The following is a 16,208-nucleotide window of genomic DNA, read 5'->3' as shown; positions in this document are numbered from 1 at the left end:
TATGGCGGCGATGCTCGAAGTCTCCAACCTGAAATCCTGGTATGGCGAAAGCCAGGCGCTGCACGGCGTCGATCTGACGGTCGGCGAGGGCGAAACCATCACCATTCTCGGCCGCAATGGCGTGGGCAAGACCACGACGTTGCGAACCATCATGGGCATCATCCGCAACCGCAAGGGCGTCATCAAGCTCGGCGGCAAGGATCTTATGCCGGTGCCGCTGCATCGTACGGCGAAATACGGCCTCGGTTTCGTGCCGGAGGAGCGCGGCATCTTCGCGACCCTGAGTGTTGAGGAAAACCTGAAGCTGCCGCCCGTCGTCGCGTCCGGCGGCATGACGCTCGATGAAATCTACGAGCTGTTTCCCAATCTTTACGAACGCCGCACCAGCCCCGGCACGAAGCTCTCCGGTGGCGAGCAGCAGATGCTGGCCATGGCGCGCATCCTGCGCACCGGCGTCAAGGTGCTGCTGCTGGATGAGCCGACCGAAGGGCTTGCCCCCGTCATCGTACAGCGCATTGGAGAGGTTTTGCAGAAGCTGAAGAGCCGCGGCATGACCGTGGTTCTGGTGGAGCAGAATTTCCGGTTTGCGAGCCGTATCGCCGATCGTTTCTACCTCATGGACCACGGCCAGATGGTCGGCGATTTTCCGGTGGGGGAGCTTTCCGCCCGCATGGGCGAGCTTAACAAGGTGCTGGGGGTTTAACCATGACGATGATCTTCGGCGTTCCAATTCAGGCGCTCCTCGGGCAATTGCTGGTCGGCCTTATCAACGGCTCATTCTATGCGCTGCTGTCACTTGGGCTTGCTGTCATCTTCGGGCTGTTGCGCGTCATCAATTTTGCCCATGGCGCGCAATATATGCTCGGCGCTTTCGTCGCCTTTCTCGGCCTGCAATATTTCGGCATCAATTTCTGGGTGGCGCTCATCGTCACGCCGCTCGTCGTCGCGCTGTTCGGGGCGATCATCGAACGTTTCCTTCTGTCGCGGCTTTATGATCTCGATCCACTCTATGGTCTGCTCTTCACCTTCGGCCTGGCGCTGGTGGTGGAAGGCACGTTCCGGTGGCTTTACGGCGCGGCGGGCCAACCCTATTCGGTGCCGCGCGAACTCGCAGGCGGCACCAATCTCGGCTTCATGTTCCTGCCGAACTACCGCGCTTTCGTCGTCGTGATCTCGCTGATCGTGTGCATCGCCACCTGGGCCTTGATCGAAAAGACGCGTCTTGGCTCCTATCTGCGCGCCGCGACGGAAAACCCGACCCTTGTGCAGGCTTTCGGCATCAATGTGCCTGTTCTGTTGACGCTCACCTACGCGCTCGGCGCCGGCCTTGCGGGTTTCACCGGCGTTCTCGCCGCCCCCATCTATCAGGTCTCGCCGCTGATGGGCACAAACCTCATCATCGTCGTCTTTGCGGTGGTGGTTGTCGGCGGCATGGGCTCGATCATGGGCGCCATCGTCACCGGCTACATGCTCGGTATCGCCGAGGGCCTCACCAAGGTGTTCTACCCTGAGGCCTCCAATATCGTCATCTTCGTCATCATGGCCTTTGTGCTGCTCATCCGCCCCGCCGGACTCTTCGGAAAGGACGCCTGATATGTCCAAAGCCACCCATAGCCCGACAGCCGGCGCAATGCCGCGGACGGAAGTATCGACGACGGCAGCAACCATCAAGACGGTGCTCATTCTGGCCGGGCTTGCCATTCTCATCGCCGCGCCGATGTTCGTTTATCCGATCTTCCTGATGAAGCTTCTCTGCTTTGCGCTTTTTGCCTGCGCCTTCAATCTGCTGATCGGTTATACCGGGCTGCTTTCCTTCGGCCATGCGGCGTTCTTTGGCGGCGCCGCCTATTTCACGGCCTATTCCGTGAAGGAATGGGGTGTCACACCGGAAATTGGTCTGGTCATCGGCATGGCCGGTGCCGCTCTCCTCGGCCTTGTCATCGGCTTTTTCGCCATTCGCCGACAGGGCATCTATTTCGCCATGATCACACTCGCCTTGTCGCAGATGTTCTATTTCTTCTGCCTGCAAGCGCCGTTCACTCATGGAGAGGACGGCCTGCAGGGCGTGCCGCGCGGCCATCTCTTCGGTATTCTCGATCTCAATGGTCCGCTCAATATCTATTACACGGTGCTTGCCGCCTTCGTGTTGGCGCTGCTGGTCATCTGGCGTTTCGTCAATTCGCCGTTCGGCATGATCCTGAAGTCGATCCGTGAAAACGAGCAACGCGCCATTTCGCTCGGCTATAGCGTGCAGCGCTACAAGCTCGGCGCCTTCGTCATGTCGGCGGCGCTCGCCGGGCTTGCTGGCGGGCTGAAGGCGCTGGTGTTCCAGTTCGCGACGCTGACCGACGTCACATGGCAGATGTCCGGTGAGGTGATCCTGATGACGCTGCTCGGCGGCATCGGCACCATGATCGGCCCGATTTTCGGCGCGGGCCTTGTCGTGACCCTGCAGAACTATCTCGCGACCTCGGACTTCCCGGTCACCATCATCACCGGCCTCGTCTTCATGGCCTGCGTTCTGGTGTTCCGTCGCGGTCTGATCGGTGAATTTTATGCCTCCCGGCTGGGGCGGAAACTCGGCTTTCAGCACCGCAGCTAGCCAATTTGAAAAAACCTGAAAAGCCTCCCCGCGTTCGGGACGACGCGGCAAGGATGGCGTGTGGAGAAGAGAATGGGCGAATATGACTATATCGTCATCGGAGCGGGGAGCGCCGGATGCGTTCTCGCCAACCGCCTTTCGAAAGACCCGAACAACCGCGTGCTGCTTCTGGAAGCGGGCGGCAACGATAACTACCACTGGATTCATATTCCGGTCGGTTATCTCTATTGCATCAACAATCCACGCACGGACTGGTGTTTCAAGACGGCGGAAGAGCCTGGCCTGAATGGACGCGCGCTGATTTATCCGCGCGGCAAGGTGCTGGGCGGCTGCTCCTCCATCAACGGCATGATCTACATGCGCGGGCAGGCACGGGACTATGACGTCTGGCGGCAGCTTGGCTGCGAAGGCTGGGGCTGGGACGACATCCTGCCCTATTTCCTGAAGTCTGAGGATTTTTATCGCGGCAAGAGTGACCTGCATTCCAGCGGGGGCGAGTGGCGTGTGGAAAAGGCCCGCGTGCGCTGGGATGTGCTTGATGCCTTCCAGAAGGCGGCAGGAGAAGCGGGTATTCCCGCGACTGACGATTTCAACCGCGGAGACAATGAAGGGGCGGGTTATTTCGATGTCAACCAGCGGGCGGGCTGGCGCTGGAACACGGCGAAAGCATTCCTGAAACCGGTGCTTGGCCGCAAGAACCTCACCGTTTTGACCAAGGCCCATGTCAAAAGGCTCATCATCGAAGAAGACCGGGTGACGGGTGTCGAATTCCATCATGACGGCGTCCTGAAAAAAATGCGGGCGCGGCGCGAAACCGTGCTGTCCGCCGGCGCAATCGGCTCGCCGCATGTTCTGGAGCTTTCCGGGGTCGGCCGTGGGGATGTGTTGCAGGCTGCCGGTATCGATACGGTGGCGGAAGTTCAGGGTGTGGGCGAGAACCTGCAGGACCATCTGCAGCTGCGGATGGTCTACAAGGTCTCCGGTGTTCTGACGCTCAATGAGCGGGCCTCGACGCTCTTCGGCAAGGCGCGGATCGGCCTGGAATATGCGCTGACGCGCTCCGGGCCGATGTCCATGGCGCCGAGCCAGCTCGGTGTCTTCACCCGCTCTTCGCCGGAAAAGGAAACCGCTGATCTGGAATATCATGTGCAGCCGGTTTCGCTCGACAAGTTCGGGGATCCGGTTCACACTTTTCCCGCCATAACGGCAAGCGTCTGCAATCTGCGGCCGGAAAGCCGTGGCTCAGTGCATGTGAAAGGACCGGATTTCGCCATGCAACCGGAAATCCGCCCGAACTATCTTTCCACCGAAGGCGACCGGAAGGTGGCCATAGATGCCATGCGGCTGACGCGCCGCATCGTCGCCCAGCCGGCCTTTTCCCGCTTCAGGCCGGAGGAATACCAGCCCGGCCCCTCCTTCGAAAACGACAATGATCTTGCCAAGGCGGCAGGTGATATCGGCACAACCATCTTCCACCCTGTCGGCACGCTGCGCATGGGGTCGGATATGGAAAGTGTCGTTGATGCGCGCCTGAAGTTCCGCCGGCTCGCCGGGCTGCGCGTCGCCGATGCCTCGGTAATGCCGCGCATTACATCCGGAAATACCAATTCGCCGACAATCATGATTGCCGAAAAGGCCGCCGACATGATCCTTGCGGATAATCGCTGAAAGGAACCTACCGATGAAGACCATCGCTTTTCTGGGGCTGGGACATATGGGCCTGCCGATGGCCGCCAATCTCGTCAAGGCGGGATATGCCGTCAGGGGATACGATCTTGCCGAAGCCTGCCGTGCAGCGGCAAAGGAGGCGGGCATTCCGGTTGCCGCGAATTCTGCCGAAGCAGTCAACGCGGCTGATGTGGTCATCACCATGCTGCCCAAGGGCGAACATGTCGTTTCGGCCTATGGCGATCTGATTGGTAAAATCTCTGCCGGAACGCTCCTTATCGACTGCTCGACCGTGGATATGGCAAGCGCATTGAAGGCGCATGAACTGGCCGCTTCCGCCGGCTGCCCTTCGGTCGACGCCCCCGTTTCCGGCGGCACGGGCGGTGCGGCCGCCGGCACCCTGACCTTCATGTGCGGTGGTGAGGCGGAGGCTTTTTCGGCGGCGAAGCCGCTGCTGGAAGCCATGGGCAAAAAGATCGTGCATTGCGGCAAGGGCGGCAACGGGCAGGCGGCCAAGATCTGCAACAACATGATCCTCGGCATTTCCATGATCGCGGTTTCCGAGGCTTTTGTGCTCGGCGAAAAACTCGGGCTTTCGCACCAGGCGCTGTTCGATGTCGCCTCCACCTCTTCCGGGCAATGCTGGTCGCTCACCACCTATTGCCCGGTGCCGGGTCCGGTGCCGACATCACCCGCCAACAAGGATTACCAGCCCGGATTTGCCGCAGCCTTGATGCTCAAGGACCTGAAGCTTTCTCAGGAGGCGGCCAATGGTGCTGACGCCTCCACGCCGCTGGGTGCTGCGGCGGCGGCGCTTTATGAGAGCTTCGTCGACGACGGGCAGGGCGGGCGTGATTTTTCCGCCATCGTTGAAATGCTGCGCGGGAGCAGAGCATGACAGCCGCCGCGCCATCTGACATTCTGTGGGTGCCGCCGGAAGAGAGGGTGAAGCGCTCGGCGCTTTTCGCCTTCGCGACAAGAACCGCAAAGATACACGGGCAGGCCGCCGATGATTATGCCGGCCTGCTGCGCTGGTCCATCGACGCGCCGGAAGAGTTTTACGATGCGCTGTGGGACGAGCTCGGCATTATCGGCACGCGCGGCGACGTTGCGTTCAAGCCGGGCGCGACGATCCGGGAGGCTGAGTTCTATCCGGGCGCGAGGTTGAATTACGCCGAAAACCTTCTGCGCGATGCCGATGAGCGGTTGGCCATCATCGCTCATCGTGACGATGGTACAAGGCGCGAGATAAGCCGCAAGGGGCTTTACAACGCAGTGTCCCGCATGGTGCAGGCGCTCGTGCATGCCGGGGTGCAGGAAGGTGATCGCGTCGGGGCGATCGTCACCCATGATATAGAGGCGATTGTGGGATATCTGGCCGTGAGCGCCATCGGTGCCATCTGGTCGTCCTGCTCTCCGGATTTCGGCCCGGCAGGCGCCTCTGACCGCCTGTCTCAGATCGGCCCGAAAATCATCATCGCCGTGCCGGAATATGGTTATGCCGGTAAACGCATCGACGTCGGCCCGACCATCCGCGCCGTGGCGGAGAGTGCGGCCCCTGAAAAGATCGTTCTGATCGGTGAAACCGTTCCCGAAAGCCTTACTGATCTCGGCTGCGTCACGCTTGCGGCTTTCGTTGCGCCTTATGCGGCGGGCGAGATTGTCTTCAACCGTCTGCCCGTCCAGGCGCCGCTGGTGATCCTTTATTCCTCCGGCACGACAGGCAAGCCGAAATGCATCACCCATTCCGGCGGCGGCCTGCTTCTTCAGCACATGAAGGAGCTGAAACTGCAATGCGATATCAAGGAGGGTGAGCGCTTTTTCTATTTCACCACCTGCGGCTGGATGATGTGGAACTGGCAGGTCTCCGGTCTCGCGCTCGGTACCACCCTCGTCACCTATGATGGCAATCCCGGCTATCCGACGCCCGGCCGGCTGATCGATCTCATCGACGCCGAAGGGATCGCCACTTTCGGCACGTCTGCGAAATTTATCGATGCATGCCTGAAGGCGGGACTGAAACCGCGGGAAAGCCATGATCTTTCATCGCTGCGAACAATTCTCTCCACTGGTTCGCCGCTCATCCCGCAATCCTTCGATTATATCTATCGCGACTGGAAGGCGGATGTGCATCTCGCCTCCATTTCCGGCGGCACCGACATCTGCGCCTGTTTCCTCGGCGGCAATCCCCTACAGCCGGTTCATCGCGGTGAATTGCAGGGCGCGATGCTCGGCATGGATATCGATACGCTTGACGATGAGGGCCGTTCCGTTCGCGGCGTTCCCGGCGAACTCGTCTGCCGGAATGCGCATCTGTCCATGCCGGTGAAATTCTGGGGCGATGAGGATGGTTCGCGCTATCAGGCCGCCTACTTCGATCGTTTCCCCGGCATCTGGGCGCATGGCGATTTCGCCGAACTGCGGCCCTCCGGCGGTTATGTGATCCATGGACGCTCGGACACGACGCTTAATCCAGGTGGGGTGCGCATCGGGACTGCGGAAATCTACCGGCAGGTGGAAACCGTGCCCGAAGTAGAGGAGGCCATTGCCGTTGGGCAGGATATCGACGGGGACCAGCGGGTCATCCTCTTCCTGCGCATGAAGGGTGGTGCTGCCTTGACGGAAGAGCTGGAAAAGACCATCCGCAGCCGCATCCGTTCGGGGGCGACGCCGCGGCATGTGCCGGCAAGGATCATTGCTGTCAGCGCTATCCCACGCACACGCTCCGGCAAGATTTCCGAAACCGCGGTGCGCGACACCATCCATGGTCGGCCGGTGAAGAATGCCGATGCGCTCGCCAATCCCGAAGCGCTCGAACTTTTCCGCAACCTGCCGCAGCTGAAGGACTAGGCCCATGGAGGATCAACCGAAAACCGTGCTTGTCACCGGTTCTACCAGCGGCATCGGACTTGCCATCGCCAGGCGTTTCGCCGAGGCGGGCTATCTGGTCGCTGTCCATGGCATAGAAACGGTGGAGGAGGCGACGCAGGCGCTGGAGGCTGTGGGGAAAGTGGCGCGGCAAAGACCGGCCTATTTCTCCGCCAACCTCGCGAACTATGAAGAAAGCGCGCATCTGCCTGAAAAGGTCATTGCGGAATTCGGCCATGTCGATGTCCTCGTCAACAATGCCGGCATTCAGAAGGTCGCGCCGATCGATGAGTTCGACTTCGCGGATTTTTCCCGCATCGTTGCCATTTCTCTCGACAGCACCTTTCACACCATCCGCGCTGCTTTGCCGGGCATGAAGGAAAGAGGCTGGGGCCGCATCGTCAACATCGCTTCCGCGCATGGTTTGCGCGCGTCTCCCTTCAAGGCGCCCTATGTGGCAACCAAACATGCGGTGGTGGGACTGACGAAAAGCGTTGCGCTGGAGGTTGCCGAACTCGGCATCACCTGTAACGCCATCTGCCCCGGCTATGTCTGGACCCCGCTTGTGGCCGCGCAGGTCGCGGATCAGGCGAGAGTACACGGCATGAGTGAGGAAGATGTGGTGAAAAAGGTGATGCTTGCGCCGCAGCCGACAAGACGCTTCATCCAGCCGGAGGAAATCGCTGAAATGGCACTTTATCTCGCTGGCGATATGGCCCGTTCCATCACCGGCACCACCATTTCCATCGATGGCGGCTGGACCGCGAAATAACCGAGAGGCCCGGACGCCCTCTTCCGGTAAGGGCCAGATTGCGCCATGTCGAATGCGCCGGCCCCTCGCGGGAACAAAACCTCTCCCTGTGGATTAGATTGACAGAGTTTAGGGAGTGAAAGACATGGCCAGAGAAAATACCAGCTATCTCGACGGTCGGGATGCTCCGAAAAAGGAGACGGCCACACGGGCACGGCAAGGATCGACAGGACGTCCGGTTCTTGTCATTCTGATCGTCAGCGTGTTGTTAGCGCTGGTGGTCTGGGCTGTCGTGGAATACGCGGTTTTCGAACCGGACGAGAACCTGCCGCAAAATCCGCAGACGGAGAACGCCCCCGTCCCGCAGCAGCCGTCGGGATCGGAGAGCTTCGACAACAATCCCGCAAACGGCCGTGCTTCGCCGCCGGCTTCAACGGAGCGAAACCCTTCCCCGCAGGACTCCACGGGGGCGCCGCAGAACCCGTGACGCAGATGCCATGAATTTTCGTGGCGTTTGAATGGAACCATATTGCTCCCGATTTCATTTCACACAAAGTGACAGGAATCGGGGGTTTCATTCATGGCAGTCACCGTCACTGCAGTTTTTCTCACGCTCATCGGCCTTGCGCTGTTCGGTTTCGGCTCCCAGCTTGTGATGCTTGGGGGCAGTCTTTATTATGTGCTTTCCGGACTGGCCTTTCTGTTGACGGGCGTTCTGCTCTTCAAGCGCAATCGCGCAGCACTTCACGTCTATGCCGTCTTCATTGTCGCAACACTTGCGTGGGCCGTCTGGGAAGTCGGTTTTGACTGGTGGCAGCTTGGCCCGCGCGGCGGCTTTATCATTGTGATAGGCCTCTGGCTCCTGGTGCCCTGGGTGAGGAAGCCACTCGGTTTTGCAAGCCCGACGGGGCTAAGCTATGGGCCGAATGCATGGCCGCTGGCGCTTTCCGTTCTCGCTTCCATCGCGGTTGCCGGATATTCGATGGCACAGGACCCGCATGATCAGCCAGGGTCCTTGCCGCAGGAAACGGCGTCCGCGACGCCGGCCTATGGCGGCAATGTGCCTGATGGTGACTGGCATCAATATGGCCGCACGCCCTATGGGCAGCGTTATTCGCCGCTGACCCAGGTCAATGTCGACAATGTTTCGCAATTGAAGGAGGCGTGGCGTTACCAGACCGGCGACGTGAAGCTGCCGGACGATGTGGGCGAAACCACCTATCAGGTGACGCCGCTCAAGATCGGCAATACGCTTTTCATCTGCACGCCGCATAATTGGGCCATCGCCATCGATGCCGCGACAGGCAAGGAAAAATGGAAATACGATCCGAATGTCGGCCTCAATCCGGATCGCCAGCACCAGACGTGCCGCGGCGTGTCCTATTATGCCGAACCGGGTGCCGCGCCGGGAACGGCCTGCGCCGAGCGGGTCTATCTGCCCACGTCGGATGCACGGTTGATCGCGCTCGATGCCGCCACCGGGCAGGTTTGCACCTCCTTTGCCGATCAGGGTGTGCTGCATCTCGAGCAGGGCATGAAATATAATCCCGCCGGCTATTATTATTCGACATCGCCGCCCGTGATTGCTGCGGGCAAGATCATCATCGGCGGCGCGGTGAATGACAATTACTCCACGCAGGAACAATCCGGCGTGATCCGCGCTTTCGATGTGAACAGCGGTGCGCTCATCTGGAACTGGGATTCCGGGAACCCGCAAAAGACCGAGCCGATTGCAGCCGGTGAGACCTACACGACCAACTCGCCGAACAGCTGGTCCGTCTTCAGTTATGACGAAGGCCTCGGGCTCGTTTATGTCCCGCTCGGTAATCAGGTTCCGGACCAGCTCGGCATGGGCCGCAGCGAGAATGTGGAGAAATATTCTTCCTCCATCGTCGCGCTCGATATCAATACGGGCAAGGATCGCTGGGTGCGCCAGACGGTTCATCACGATCTCTGGGACATGGATGTGCCGGCCCAGCCGGTGTTGCTCGACATAACCAAGGATGGTCAGACCGTTCCTGCGCTCGTCGGGCCAACCAAGCAGGGGGATATCTACGTTCTCGACCGGCGCACCGGCGAGCCACTTCTGCCGATCACGGAGGAGCCAGCCCCGGGCGGTGCGATCCCCGAGGACTTCACCTCGCCGACGCAGCCGACAACGGCCCTCTCGTTCAAGCCGGAGCCATTGCAGGAAAAGGACATGTGGGGCGTCTCCATGTTCGACCAGCTCGCCTGCCGCATCCGCTTCCATCAGCTGAACTACAAGGGCCGCTACACCCCGCCGTCACTGACCGGCTCGATCATCTATCCCGGCAATTTCGGCACCTTCAACTGGGGCAGTGTGGCTGTGGATCCTGAAAGGCAGGTCATGTTCGGTATGCCGACCTATCTCGCCTTCACCTCCCAGCTCGTCCCGCGCGATCAGATTCCGCCGAAGGGTCAGGACGAAAAGGGCAGCGAGCAGGGTCTGAACCGTAATGACGGTGCGCCCTATGGCGTTTTCATGGGACCGTTCCTCGGCCCGCTGCAGATTCCCTGCCAGGCGCCGCCGTGGGGTTATGTCGCCGGCGCGGACCTGCGCACCGGGGATGTGGCCTACAAGCACAAGAACGGGACGGTCTATGACATGACCCCGCTGCCGCTCCCCTTCAAGGTGGGCGTGCCGGGAATTGGCGGACCGATGATCACCAAGGGCGGCGTAGCCTTCCTGGGTGCCGCAGTGGATAATTATCTGCGGGCCTATGACCTCACCACCGGCAAGCAGCTCTGGGAAGCGCGCCTGCCCGCTGGCGGTCAGGCAACGCCGATGACCTATGCACTGGAAAACGGCAAGCAATATGTGGTGATGGTTGCGGGCGGTCACGGTTCCGTCGGGACCAAACCGGGCGACTACGTCATCGCCTACACCCTGCCGTAACCTTCAGGCTACGACGACAATAAAAAACCGGAATGGGTGACCATTCCGGTTTTTCTTTGAGCCGATGCGGATGGCGTCAGGCGGCCTTCTTCTCGGCCGCGGCGTTCACCGAAGTCTTGGCAAGCGCGGTCAGCGCGTCGTCGGTCTTGGACTCTTCCTTAAGAGTGGCATCGAGCAGCGATACCGCCTTGGTATGGCCGAGCTTTTCGGCCCAGGCCTTCAGCGTGCCGTAGCGGGCGATTTCATAGTGTTCGACCGCCTGGGCGGATGAGACGAGACCGGCGTCGAGGGCGGGGGTGCCCTTGAAATCCTCCATGATTTCCTCGCCCTCGGCGATGATGCCCTGGATGGCTTCGCAGGTCTTGCCCTGGGCGCGCTTGCCAATGATCTCGAATACTTCCTGCAGGCGCTCCACGTGGCCCTGCGTTTCTTCCTTGTGCTTTTCGAAAGCCTGCTTCAGCTTCGGGTCGGTCGCCGCCCGCGCCATTTTCGGCAGGGCTTTCAGGATCTGCCTTTCGGCGTAGTAGATGTCCTTCAGCGTGTCGTAAAACAGGTCGTCGAGTTTCTTCTCGGCCATTGGTCCTTCTCCCATGAAGTGGAAATGCACGATGTGCGCTCATGCGCACGGGAAACAAACTTTCAGCTGCTCCTATGGTTCCGGTTCGGTTGTACGCAACGTTTATATTGCTGTGCGGAACCATCGCGCCTTTTCGAACTTAGTGTGGAGAAATTTCCGGGAGGAGACGCGACAGTGCCCCAAAGCCTTGCAGAAGAATTTTCCATGAATATTTCCATTCCGTTCGAGGTGCTGCTGGTGCGCGTGTTCGGCGCGGTCATCCTGTGCGGCCTGATCGGTCTGGAGCGCGAATTTCACAAAAACACCGCTGGTCTGCGCACCAATATGCTCATCGGCCTTGCCGCCGTCACTTTCTGCGTCATCACCATCCATATGATGGAAACGATGGCGGAAGGGCATGAGGCAGCCCGGCTCGATCCCATCCGACTGGTGGAAGCCGTAACCGCCGGTATCGCCTTTCTCGCCGCAGGTGTGGTCGTTTACACCAAGGGCGACGTCAAGGGGCTGACGACGGGCGCAAGCATGTGGCTTTCGGCGGCGATCGGCCTCTCGGCCGGTCTTGGCATGTGGCCGCTCGCTCTGCTCGCCGCAGCAATGGGCATCGTCGTATTATGGACGCTTCGCCGTATCCAGGTGGTAACCGGTATCAAGGATGAATGACCGGCATCAGCGGAAGTGAAAAAGATCGGCGTCGGGGTCGGTACCGCCATTGATGGCGGCGGCCACGATTTCGGCGGCGATCTGGCTGAAAGTGATGCCGTTGCCGCCGAACCCCATCACCGCATAGACATTCTTCATGCCCGGAACGAGGCCGATCAGCGGCAGGCCCGTGGTGGTCGTACCAAAGGCTCCCGCCCAGCGATAATCGGGTTCGCCGATATCCACGCCCAGCAGTTTTTCAATCTTGCGGTGGATCGTTCGTGTCTTGCCTGCCAGCTTTCTCTTCGACTGATAGGAGACAGGATTTTCCTCGTCCTCGCCGCCGGCAATCACTCGTCCCTCACGGTCGGTTCGCAGATAGAGATAGGGGTCTGCCGCCTCCCATACGATGTGGCTTTGCAGCCAGTCCGGCAGATCCAGTCCTTTTCTGCTGGCCAGCGCCCAGGTGGAAATGATCCGGTGTGTCGGGCTTTCAAGCGCTTTCAAGAACTCATACCCGGTGCAAAATACGATGTTGCCGGCGGAGAGGATTTTCCCGTTGGCAGTGGCGACGATTACTTCGTCGCCAACGTTTCTGAGATCGGTGATTTCCAGAGGAGCGACGATTTCCGCTCCAGCGCTCGCGGTATGGCGCAACAGACCGGCTGTCAACTGGGCGGGATTGGCGGAGGCCGATATGTCGCTGACGATGGCGGCGGTCCGTTCCAACCCGTAATGCTCTCTCAGTTGCGCGGCGCCGAGAAACTCAGCCTCGATGCCGGCTTCTGCGCGGGCATCCGCCTCTGCCTTCAGAGCGCGCGAACCCATGTCGTCGCCGGCGAGGTACAGTGCCTGTTTTCGCCTCATGCCGCAGGAAATATTGAGCGAGGTGACGATTTCCTCCAGACGAAGAACCGCGCGCGCCGAGCGCTGCCAAGCCCTGTCTGCGGCCCCCCTGCCGATCATCGTCCGGAGTTTCGTCAGCGGCGTGTCGATCTCGTGCTGTATCATTGCGGTGCTCGCCATGCTGCTGCCTTTGACGGGTTCGCGTCGGTCAACGATCAGCATGGATCGTCCCGGGCGATGCAGCGAGTGGGCCACCAGCGCGCCGCTGATGCCGGTCCCGACAACGATTGTGTCGTAGTGGTTGTCTTTCGGCGTCTTGCCGCTTCTGACACCGATCCGCGGCGTATCGGCCCAGAGCGGGGTTGACTCCCTGAGGTCGCGTTCCTTCGTCAGGTCTGATGCGGTCATGAAATGGTCCTGAAAACTGTCACGGTTCGGTATAGCCGGCGACGTTGATGATAAGCCTCCCGCCTGCGGGATCGTTGCGGAAGAAAAGCGTTCCGCTGTCGCGCGATTCCGAGGCAACGTAATCGAATGTCACGTCCGCGCTTTCCTGCGTGCCGCCGTCCTGCTGCAGATCTCCGCGCACCTGCACCTGCGCCGCCGTCGTCATGGAGAGATTGCGGATATCGAATTTCACCCGATATTGCCCCGGCTCACCGTTAACGTCTGTCACGGCGATCTCGAAGCGGGCGTCGTCCGGTTCGTAGCGATAGATGTCGTAGAGGATCCAGCCGAGCATGGCGGCGACGAGCAGGGTGCAGATGGCGCCCGTGACCCATTCGATCCAGTGCGGATCGGAACTTTCCGTGTGTTTTCCATCCTTGGAGATTGTCATGATGTCCTCACAGGATCAGCCGGGCCGAGGCGGCGCCGATCGAGGCGGGAACGCCGAGAATGACGGCGGCATTCAATATCTGCGACAGGGAGGTGTGGTCGAGGCGTTCGAAAGTCCAGAGCGTGTAGATGCTGATGCCGATGGCGATGACGTAGCCCGGCAGGGTGAAGCGGATGAAGGATTGCCACCATTTCTGTCCCTCGTGGAGCCGATGCGAGCCCTTGAAATGAAGCGCGTAGACGAAACCATGCATGATGGCGATCGACAGCAGGCAAAGGGCGAGAATGTGATAGGGGGTCACCTTATAGGCGATGAGGATCATTTCTTCCGTCGGCGCGACGTTGAGGTTCAGAAAGAGCGCACCCACCACCATCATGAAGAGCTCGTGCAGATATCCGGTCTCGCCCGAATATTCGCCTTTCTCTTCATCCTGCTCATCGGAATGCTGTCCAAGCTGGCTGCGGCCAAGCAGGGCGCCTATGCTCGCGGGAACGGATTGTAACGCAACCTTTGTGACGATGTTGGAGGCGGTGATCTGGTCGTTGAGGACACCGAACAGCAGAAGTGCGGCCGCGCTCACCGCGACGCCCAGCCCGTAGGCGGTTATTGCGTCTCGCGCCGCCTGGCTCCAGGAGTGAATATTCTCGAACCCGATCCGACGGGCGAGAAGTAGAAGGAGCGGCAGGTTGAGGACGCAAAGCAGCAGGAGCCGCCATGGGCTGATGTAAAGGCCCAGAAACCACATCTCCATGGTCATCAGCATGGGCAGGGCAAACAGCAATGCGCCCGCCGTTCCTCGCGCCAGACCTGTCAGAAACTGTCTGACCTCGTCGTCGCCTTCACCGTCCCGATCGATTGTCGCCGCCATGCCATCCCCCGTGTGAAGAGATAACGCAATGGCGTTTTTCCGGTTCCGCGGGATTATTTCGCGGGGTCGATGAGGGCTATGCCGAAGTCACTGATATAGCTGCGTCGCAGTTCTGCGGGTGTTTCGCGGATAACCACTTCCAGTGTCGGTCGTACCACGCCTTTCAGAAAGTGCCCGCCCTTGGTCGAGCCATCGGCAAAGCCCAGAACGACATGCAGGTGCGGGTTCGGCGTATCGTTTTCGTCAAGGGTAATATCGCCGAGCAGGCTCAGGACCTCGCTCTGTTCCGTCACGGGTATTTCTTTGTATTCTCGCGATGAAAGGTCGAAAAACGCAAGCGTCGCGGTGGAGAAGGCACCGATCGCCGTCACCGACGCCGCGTTGATGTTTTCGGTCCGCGCAAAGCGGCGGATCGCGTCGAATGCCTCTTCTTCCGGCTCGATCACGAGAATGAAGGTACGTTCGGCGGCGCTCGCCAGCAATCTGCTTTTCATGACTTCCTCCCAAAAAAAGTGCCGCCGTAAGCCGGCGGCACAAAGGAATTGCGGAGTGTATCAGGCGGCACGGCGCTCGTGGCGACCTTCCTCCACCTCTTCGACGATCTTGGCCACAAAGGCATCAAGGTCATCGGGGCTGCGGGAGGTTATGATCCCCTTGTCGGTAACCACCTTTTCATCCTTCCAGTTGGCGCCGGCGTTTTTCAGGTCGGTCTTGATCGACCAATAGGATGTGGCGTCACGGCCGCGAAGGGCGTCGGCTTCGACCAGAAGCCAGGGCGCGTGGCAGATGGCCGCTACCACCTTGCCGGATTTCAGAAAGTCGCGGACCACCCGCATGGCGTCTTCGTCATGGCGCAGCACGTCCGGATTGATCTGGCCGCCGGGAAGCACCAGCGCATCGAAATCATCCGGGCGAACGCTTTTCGCGAGGAGATCGACGGCAATACTGTCGCCCCAGTCCTTTTCATCCCAGCTTTTGATCTCTCCTTCCTTGATAGAGGCGATCTTTACATCCGCGCCTTTGGCCTTGAGCTGATCGTAGGGCACCCTGAGCTCCGAGCGTTCATAGCCGTCAGTTGCCAGGATAAGGATTTTTGCGGCGTTAATAGCAGTCATATCTGTCTCCTTTGGGTTCAATCTTCCTTGTCCGAATTCACGGAGGGGAGGAAAAATTCCACGTCCTTGCGGCGTTCCGCTTCGAGCGGTTCGATGTGCGTCTGCCAGAATGTCTCGGCTGCAGCTGGTTCGTGCTCCCATTGGCGCACAAATGTCTTGTTGTCGTCGATCATCACCTGACGCGTGCCGCCGAGCCGCAGATATTCTTCCGCAAGTTTGCGCGTTTCGGTTTTTTCCATGTCGCGGCTCCTTGTGTGTGGAATTGGGAACGGAGGGACGCCGGATGGGTAAGAAGCTCGACTGCCGTTTCGTTGGCCACCGGGAGAAAACGGAAAAACCCCGATGTTCTTCAGCGCCATCATGTCCGTTTGACACGGCGGCCCTCCTGCCAGAACAACGTGAGCTTTCCGGTATGGTTCCGCAGTTTTTTGACGGCGCATGCGTGCTGCGGCCCAATAAATCGCGCGCAATTTTTGCCGGAACAAACGGGCCGCTTGTGCTGTTCTACCCCTGATGCAG

18 protein-coding genes are annotated in these 16,208 nt (G+C 60.0%); 11 read left to right on the top strand and 7 right to left on the bottom strand.

Annotated features, from left to right (window positions below; genetic code table 11):
• Position 1: 1 nt before the first annotated feature.
• From AGR2A_RS18120 to AGR2A_RS18080, 9 genes are all read left to right on the top strand, one after another.
• A complete protein-coding gene (locus AGR2A_RS18120) occupies positions 2 to 703 on the top strand; it encodes an ABC transporter ATP-binding protein (protein WP_004437876.1) in 702 nt (233 codons plus the stop codon).
• 2 nt (positions 704 to 705) lie between these two features.
• A complete protein-coding gene (locus AGR2A_RS18115) occupies positions 706 to 1,593 on the top strand; it encodes a branched-chain amino acid ABC transporter permease (protein ID WP_004437878.1) in 888 nt (295 codons plus the stop codon).
• A 1-nt stretch (position 1,594) separates the two neighbouring features.
• A complete protein-coding gene (locus tag AGR2A_RS18110) occupies positions 1,595 to 2,602 on the top strand; it encodes a branched-chain amino acid ABC transporter permease (protein ID WP_006698062.1) in 1,008 nt (335 codons plus the stop codon).
• Between the two features lie 72 nt (positions 2,603 to 2,674).
• Positions 2,675 to 4,270 (top strand): GMC family oxidoreductase, encoded by a 1,596-nt coding sequence (locus AGR2A_RS18105; protein ID WP_072495038.1) that lies wholly within the window; start codon positions 2,675 to 2,677, stop codon positions 4,268 to 4,270.
• Between the two features lie 13 nt (positions 4,271 to 4,283).
• On the top strand, positions 4,284 to 5,168 hold the full coding sequence (gene mmsB, locus AGR2A_RS18100; RefSeq protein ID WP_037090645.1) for a 3-hydroxyisobutyrate dehydrogenase: 885 nt from the start codon (positions 4,284 to 4,286) through the stop codon (positions 5,166 to 5,168).
• Positions 5,165 to 7,120 carry an acetoacetate--CoA ligase gene (locus tag AGR2A_RS18095; RefSeq protein ID WP_072495039.1) on the top strand — a complete coding sequence of 652 codons (1,956 nt, stop codon included), beginning with the start codon at positions 5,165 to 5,167 and terminating at the stop codon, positions 7,118 to 7,120. The genes mmsB and AGR2A_RS18095 overlap by 4 nt, the downstream gene beginning before the upstream one ends.
• 4 nt (positions 7,121 to 7,124) lie before the next feature.
• Positions 7,125 to 7,910: a 3-hydroxybutyrate dehydrogenase gene (locus tag AGR2A_RS18090; RefSeq protein ID WP_072495040.1), complete on the top strand. Its 786-nt coding sequence runs from the start codon at positions 7,125 to 7,127 to the stop codon at positions 7,908 to 7,910.
• Positions 7,911 to 8,034: 124 nt separating this feature from the next.
• Positions 8,035 to 8,376 (top strand): hypothetical protein, encoded by a 342-nt coding sequence (locus tag AGR2A_RS18085; RefSeq protein ID WP_022563475.1) that lies wholly within the window; start codon positions 8,035 to 8,037, stop codon positions 8,374 to 8,376.
• Positions 8,377 to 8,469: 93 nt separating this feature from the next.
• A complete protein-coding gene (locus AGR2A_RS18080; protein ID WP_072495041.1) occupies positions 8,470 to 10,806 on the top strand; it encodes a glucose/quinate/shikimate family membrane-bound PQQ-dependent dehydrogenase in 2,337 nt (778 codons plus the stop codon).
• Between the two features lie 76 nt (positions 10,807 to 10,882).
• On the opposite strand, the gene AGR2A_RS18075 is transcribed toward AGR2A_RS18080, so the two are convergent.
• Entirely contained in the window at positions 10,883 to 11,383 is a 501-nt protein-coding gene (locus AGR2A_RS18075) for a ferritin-like domain-containing protein (RefSeq protein ID WP_044459433.1), read from the bottom strand.
• Between the two features lie 174 nt (positions 11,384 to 11,557).
• Here AGR2A_RS18075 and AGR2A_RS18070 point away from each other — a divergent pair, with 174 nt between their 5' ends.
• Positions 11,558 to 12,043 (top strand): MgtC/SapB family protein, encoded by a 486-nt coding sequence (locus tag AGR2A_RS18070; protein WP_004437902.1) that lies wholly within the window; start codon positions 11,558 to 11,560, stop codon positions 12,041 to 12,043.
• A 6-nt stretch (positions 12,044 to 12,049) separates the two neighbouring features.
• Here AGR2A_RS18070 and AGR2A_RS18065 read toward each other — a convergent pair whose 3' ends face one another.
• From AGR2A_RS18065 to AGR2A_RS18040, 6 genes are read right to left on the bottom strand one after another with little or no spacing between them, the layout of a single operon-like run.
• Complete coding sequence (locus AGR2A_RS18065; RefSeq protein WP_072495042.1) at positions 12,050 to 13,276, bottom strand: NAD(P)/FAD-dependent oxidoreductase; 1,227 nt, start codon at positions 13,274 to 13,276, stop codon at positions 12,050 to 12,052.
• Positions 13,277 to 13,295: 19 nt separating this feature from the next.
• Complete coding sequence (locus AGR2A_RS18060) at positions 13,296 to 13,706, bottom strand: TIGR02588 family protein (RefSeq protein ID WP_004437907.1); 411 nt, start codon at positions 13,704 to 13,706, stop codon at positions 13,296 to 13,298.
• A gap of 7 nt (positions 13,707 to 13,713) precedes the next feature.
• A complete protein-coding gene (locus AGR2A_RS18055; RefSeq protein ID WP_004437909.1) occupies positions 13,714 to 14,574 on the bottom strand; it encodes a TIGR02587 family membrane protein in 861 nt (286 codons plus the stop codon).
• Positions 14,575 to 14,627: 53 nt separating this feature from the next.
• A complete protein-coding gene (locus AGR2A_RS18050; protein WP_072495043.1) occupies positions 14,628 to 15,068 on the bottom strand; it encodes a PPC domain-containing DNA-binding protein in 441 nt (146 codons plus the stop codon).
• Between the two features lie 60 nt (positions 15,069 to 15,128).
• Complete coding sequence (locus AGR2A_RS18045; RefSeq protein WP_004437914.1) at positions 15,129 to 15,689, bottom strand: DJ-1/PfpI/YhbO family deglycase/protease; 561 nt, start codon at positions 15,687 to 15,689, stop codon at positions 15,129 to 15,131.
• Between the two features lie 17 nt (positions 15,690 to 15,706).
• On the bottom strand, positions 15,707 to 15,928 hold the full coding sequence (locus tag AGR2A_RS18040; protein ID WP_006698052.1) for a hypothetical protein: 222 nt from the start codon (positions 15,926 to 15,928) through the stop codon (positions 15,707 to 15,709).
• Between the two features lie 44 nt (positions 15,929 to 15,972).
• On the opposite strand from AGR2A_RS18040, the gene AGR2A_RS29635 reads away from it, so the two are divergent.
• Positions 15,973 to 16,203 (top strand): hypothetical protein, encoded by a 231-nt coding sequence (locus AGR2A_RS29635; RefSeq protein WP_004437918.1) that lies wholly within the window; start codon positions 15,973 to 15,975, stop codon positions 16,201 to 16,203.
• Positions 16,204 to 16,208: the final 5 nt, after the last annotated feature.

Source organism: Agrobacterium genomosp. 2 str. CFBP 5494 (assembly GCF_900013495.1).
Lineage (GTDB): Bacteria > Pseudomonadota > Alphaproteobacteria > Rhizobiales > Rhizobiaceae > Agrobacterium > Agrobacterium pusense.
The sequence above is the reverse complement of the archived record's forward strand: the minus strand, read 5'-3'. Positions and strand labels throughout refer to the sequence as shown.

What these genes read in the sequence shown, in the direction of transcription:
- AGR2A_RS18120 (WP_004437876.1), top strand. Translation starts at nt 2, where the DNA reads ATGGCGGCGATGCTCGAAGTCTCCAACCTGAAATCCTGGTATGGCGAA.
- AGR2A_RS18115 (WP_004437878.1), top strand. Translation starts at nt 706, where the DNA reads ATGACGATGATCTTCGGCGTTCCAATTCAGGCGCTCCTCGGGCAATTG.
- AGR2A_RS18110 (WP_006698062.1), top strand. Translation starts at nt 1,595, where the DNA reads ATGTCCAAAGCCACCCATAGCCCGACAGCCGGCGCAATGCCGCGGACG.
- AGR2A_RS18105 (WP_072495038.1), top strand. Translation starts at nt 2,675, where the DNA reads ATGGGCGAATATGACTATATCGTCATCGGAGCGGGGAGCGCCGGATGC.
- mmsB (WP_037090645.1), top strand. Translation starts at nt 4,284, where the DNA reads ATGAAGACCATCGCTTTTCTGGGGCTGGGACATATGGGCCTGCCGATG.
- AGR2A_RS18095 (WP_072495039.1), top strand. Translation starts at nt 5,165, where the DNA reads ATGACAGCCGCCGCGCCATCTGACATTCTGTGGGTGCCGCCGGAAGAG.
- AGR2A_RS18090 (WP_072495040.1), top strand. Translation starts at nt 7,125, where the DNA reads ATGGAGGATCAACCGAAAACCGTGCTTGTCACCGGTTCTACCAGCGGC.
- AGR2A_RS18085 (WP_022563475.1), top strand. Translation starts at nt 8,035, where the DNA reads ATGGCCAGAGAAAATACCAGCTATCTCGACGGTCGGGATGCTCCGAAA.
- AGR2A_RS18080 (WP_072495041.1), top strand. Translation starts at nt 8,470, where the DNA reads ATGGCAGTCACCGTCACTGCAGTTTTTCTCACGCTCATCGGCCTTGCG.
- AGR2A_RS18075 (WP_044459433.1), bottom strand. Translation starts at nt 11,383, where the DNA reads ATGGCCGAGAAGAAACTCGACGACCTGTTTTACGACACGCTGAAGGAC.
- AGR2A_RS18065 (WP_072495042.1), bottom strand. Translation starts at nt 13,276, where the DNA reads ATGACCGCATCAGACCTGACGAAGGAACGCGACCTCAGGGAGTCAACC.
- AGR2A_RS18060 (WP_004437907.1), bottom strand. Translation starts at nt 13,706, where the DNA reads ATGACAATCTCCAAGGATGGAAAACACACGGAAAGTTCCGATCCGCAC.
- AGR2A_RS18055 (WP_004437909.1), bottom strand. Translation starts at nt 14,574, where the DNA reads ATGGCGGCGACAATCGATCGGGACGGTGAAGGCGACGACGAGGTCAGA.
- AGR2A_RS18050 (WP_072495043.1), bottom strand. Translation starts at nt 15,068, where the DNA reads ATGAAAAGCAGATTGCTGGCGAGCGCCGCCGAACGTACCTTCATTCTC.
- AGR2A_RS18045 (WP_004437914.1), bottom strand. Translation starts at nt 15,689, where the DNA reads ATGACTGCTATTAACGCCGCAAAAATCCTTATCCTGGCAACTGACGGC.
- AGR2A_RS18040 (WP_006698052.1), bottom strand. Translation starts at nt 15,928, where the DNA reads ATGGAAAAAACCGAAACGCGCAAACTTGCGGAAGAATATCTGCGGCTC.
- AGR2A_RS29635 (WP_004437918.1), top strand. Translation starts at nt 15,973, where the DNA reads ATGGGTAAGAAGCTCGACTGCCGTTTCGTTGGCCACCGGGAGAAAACG.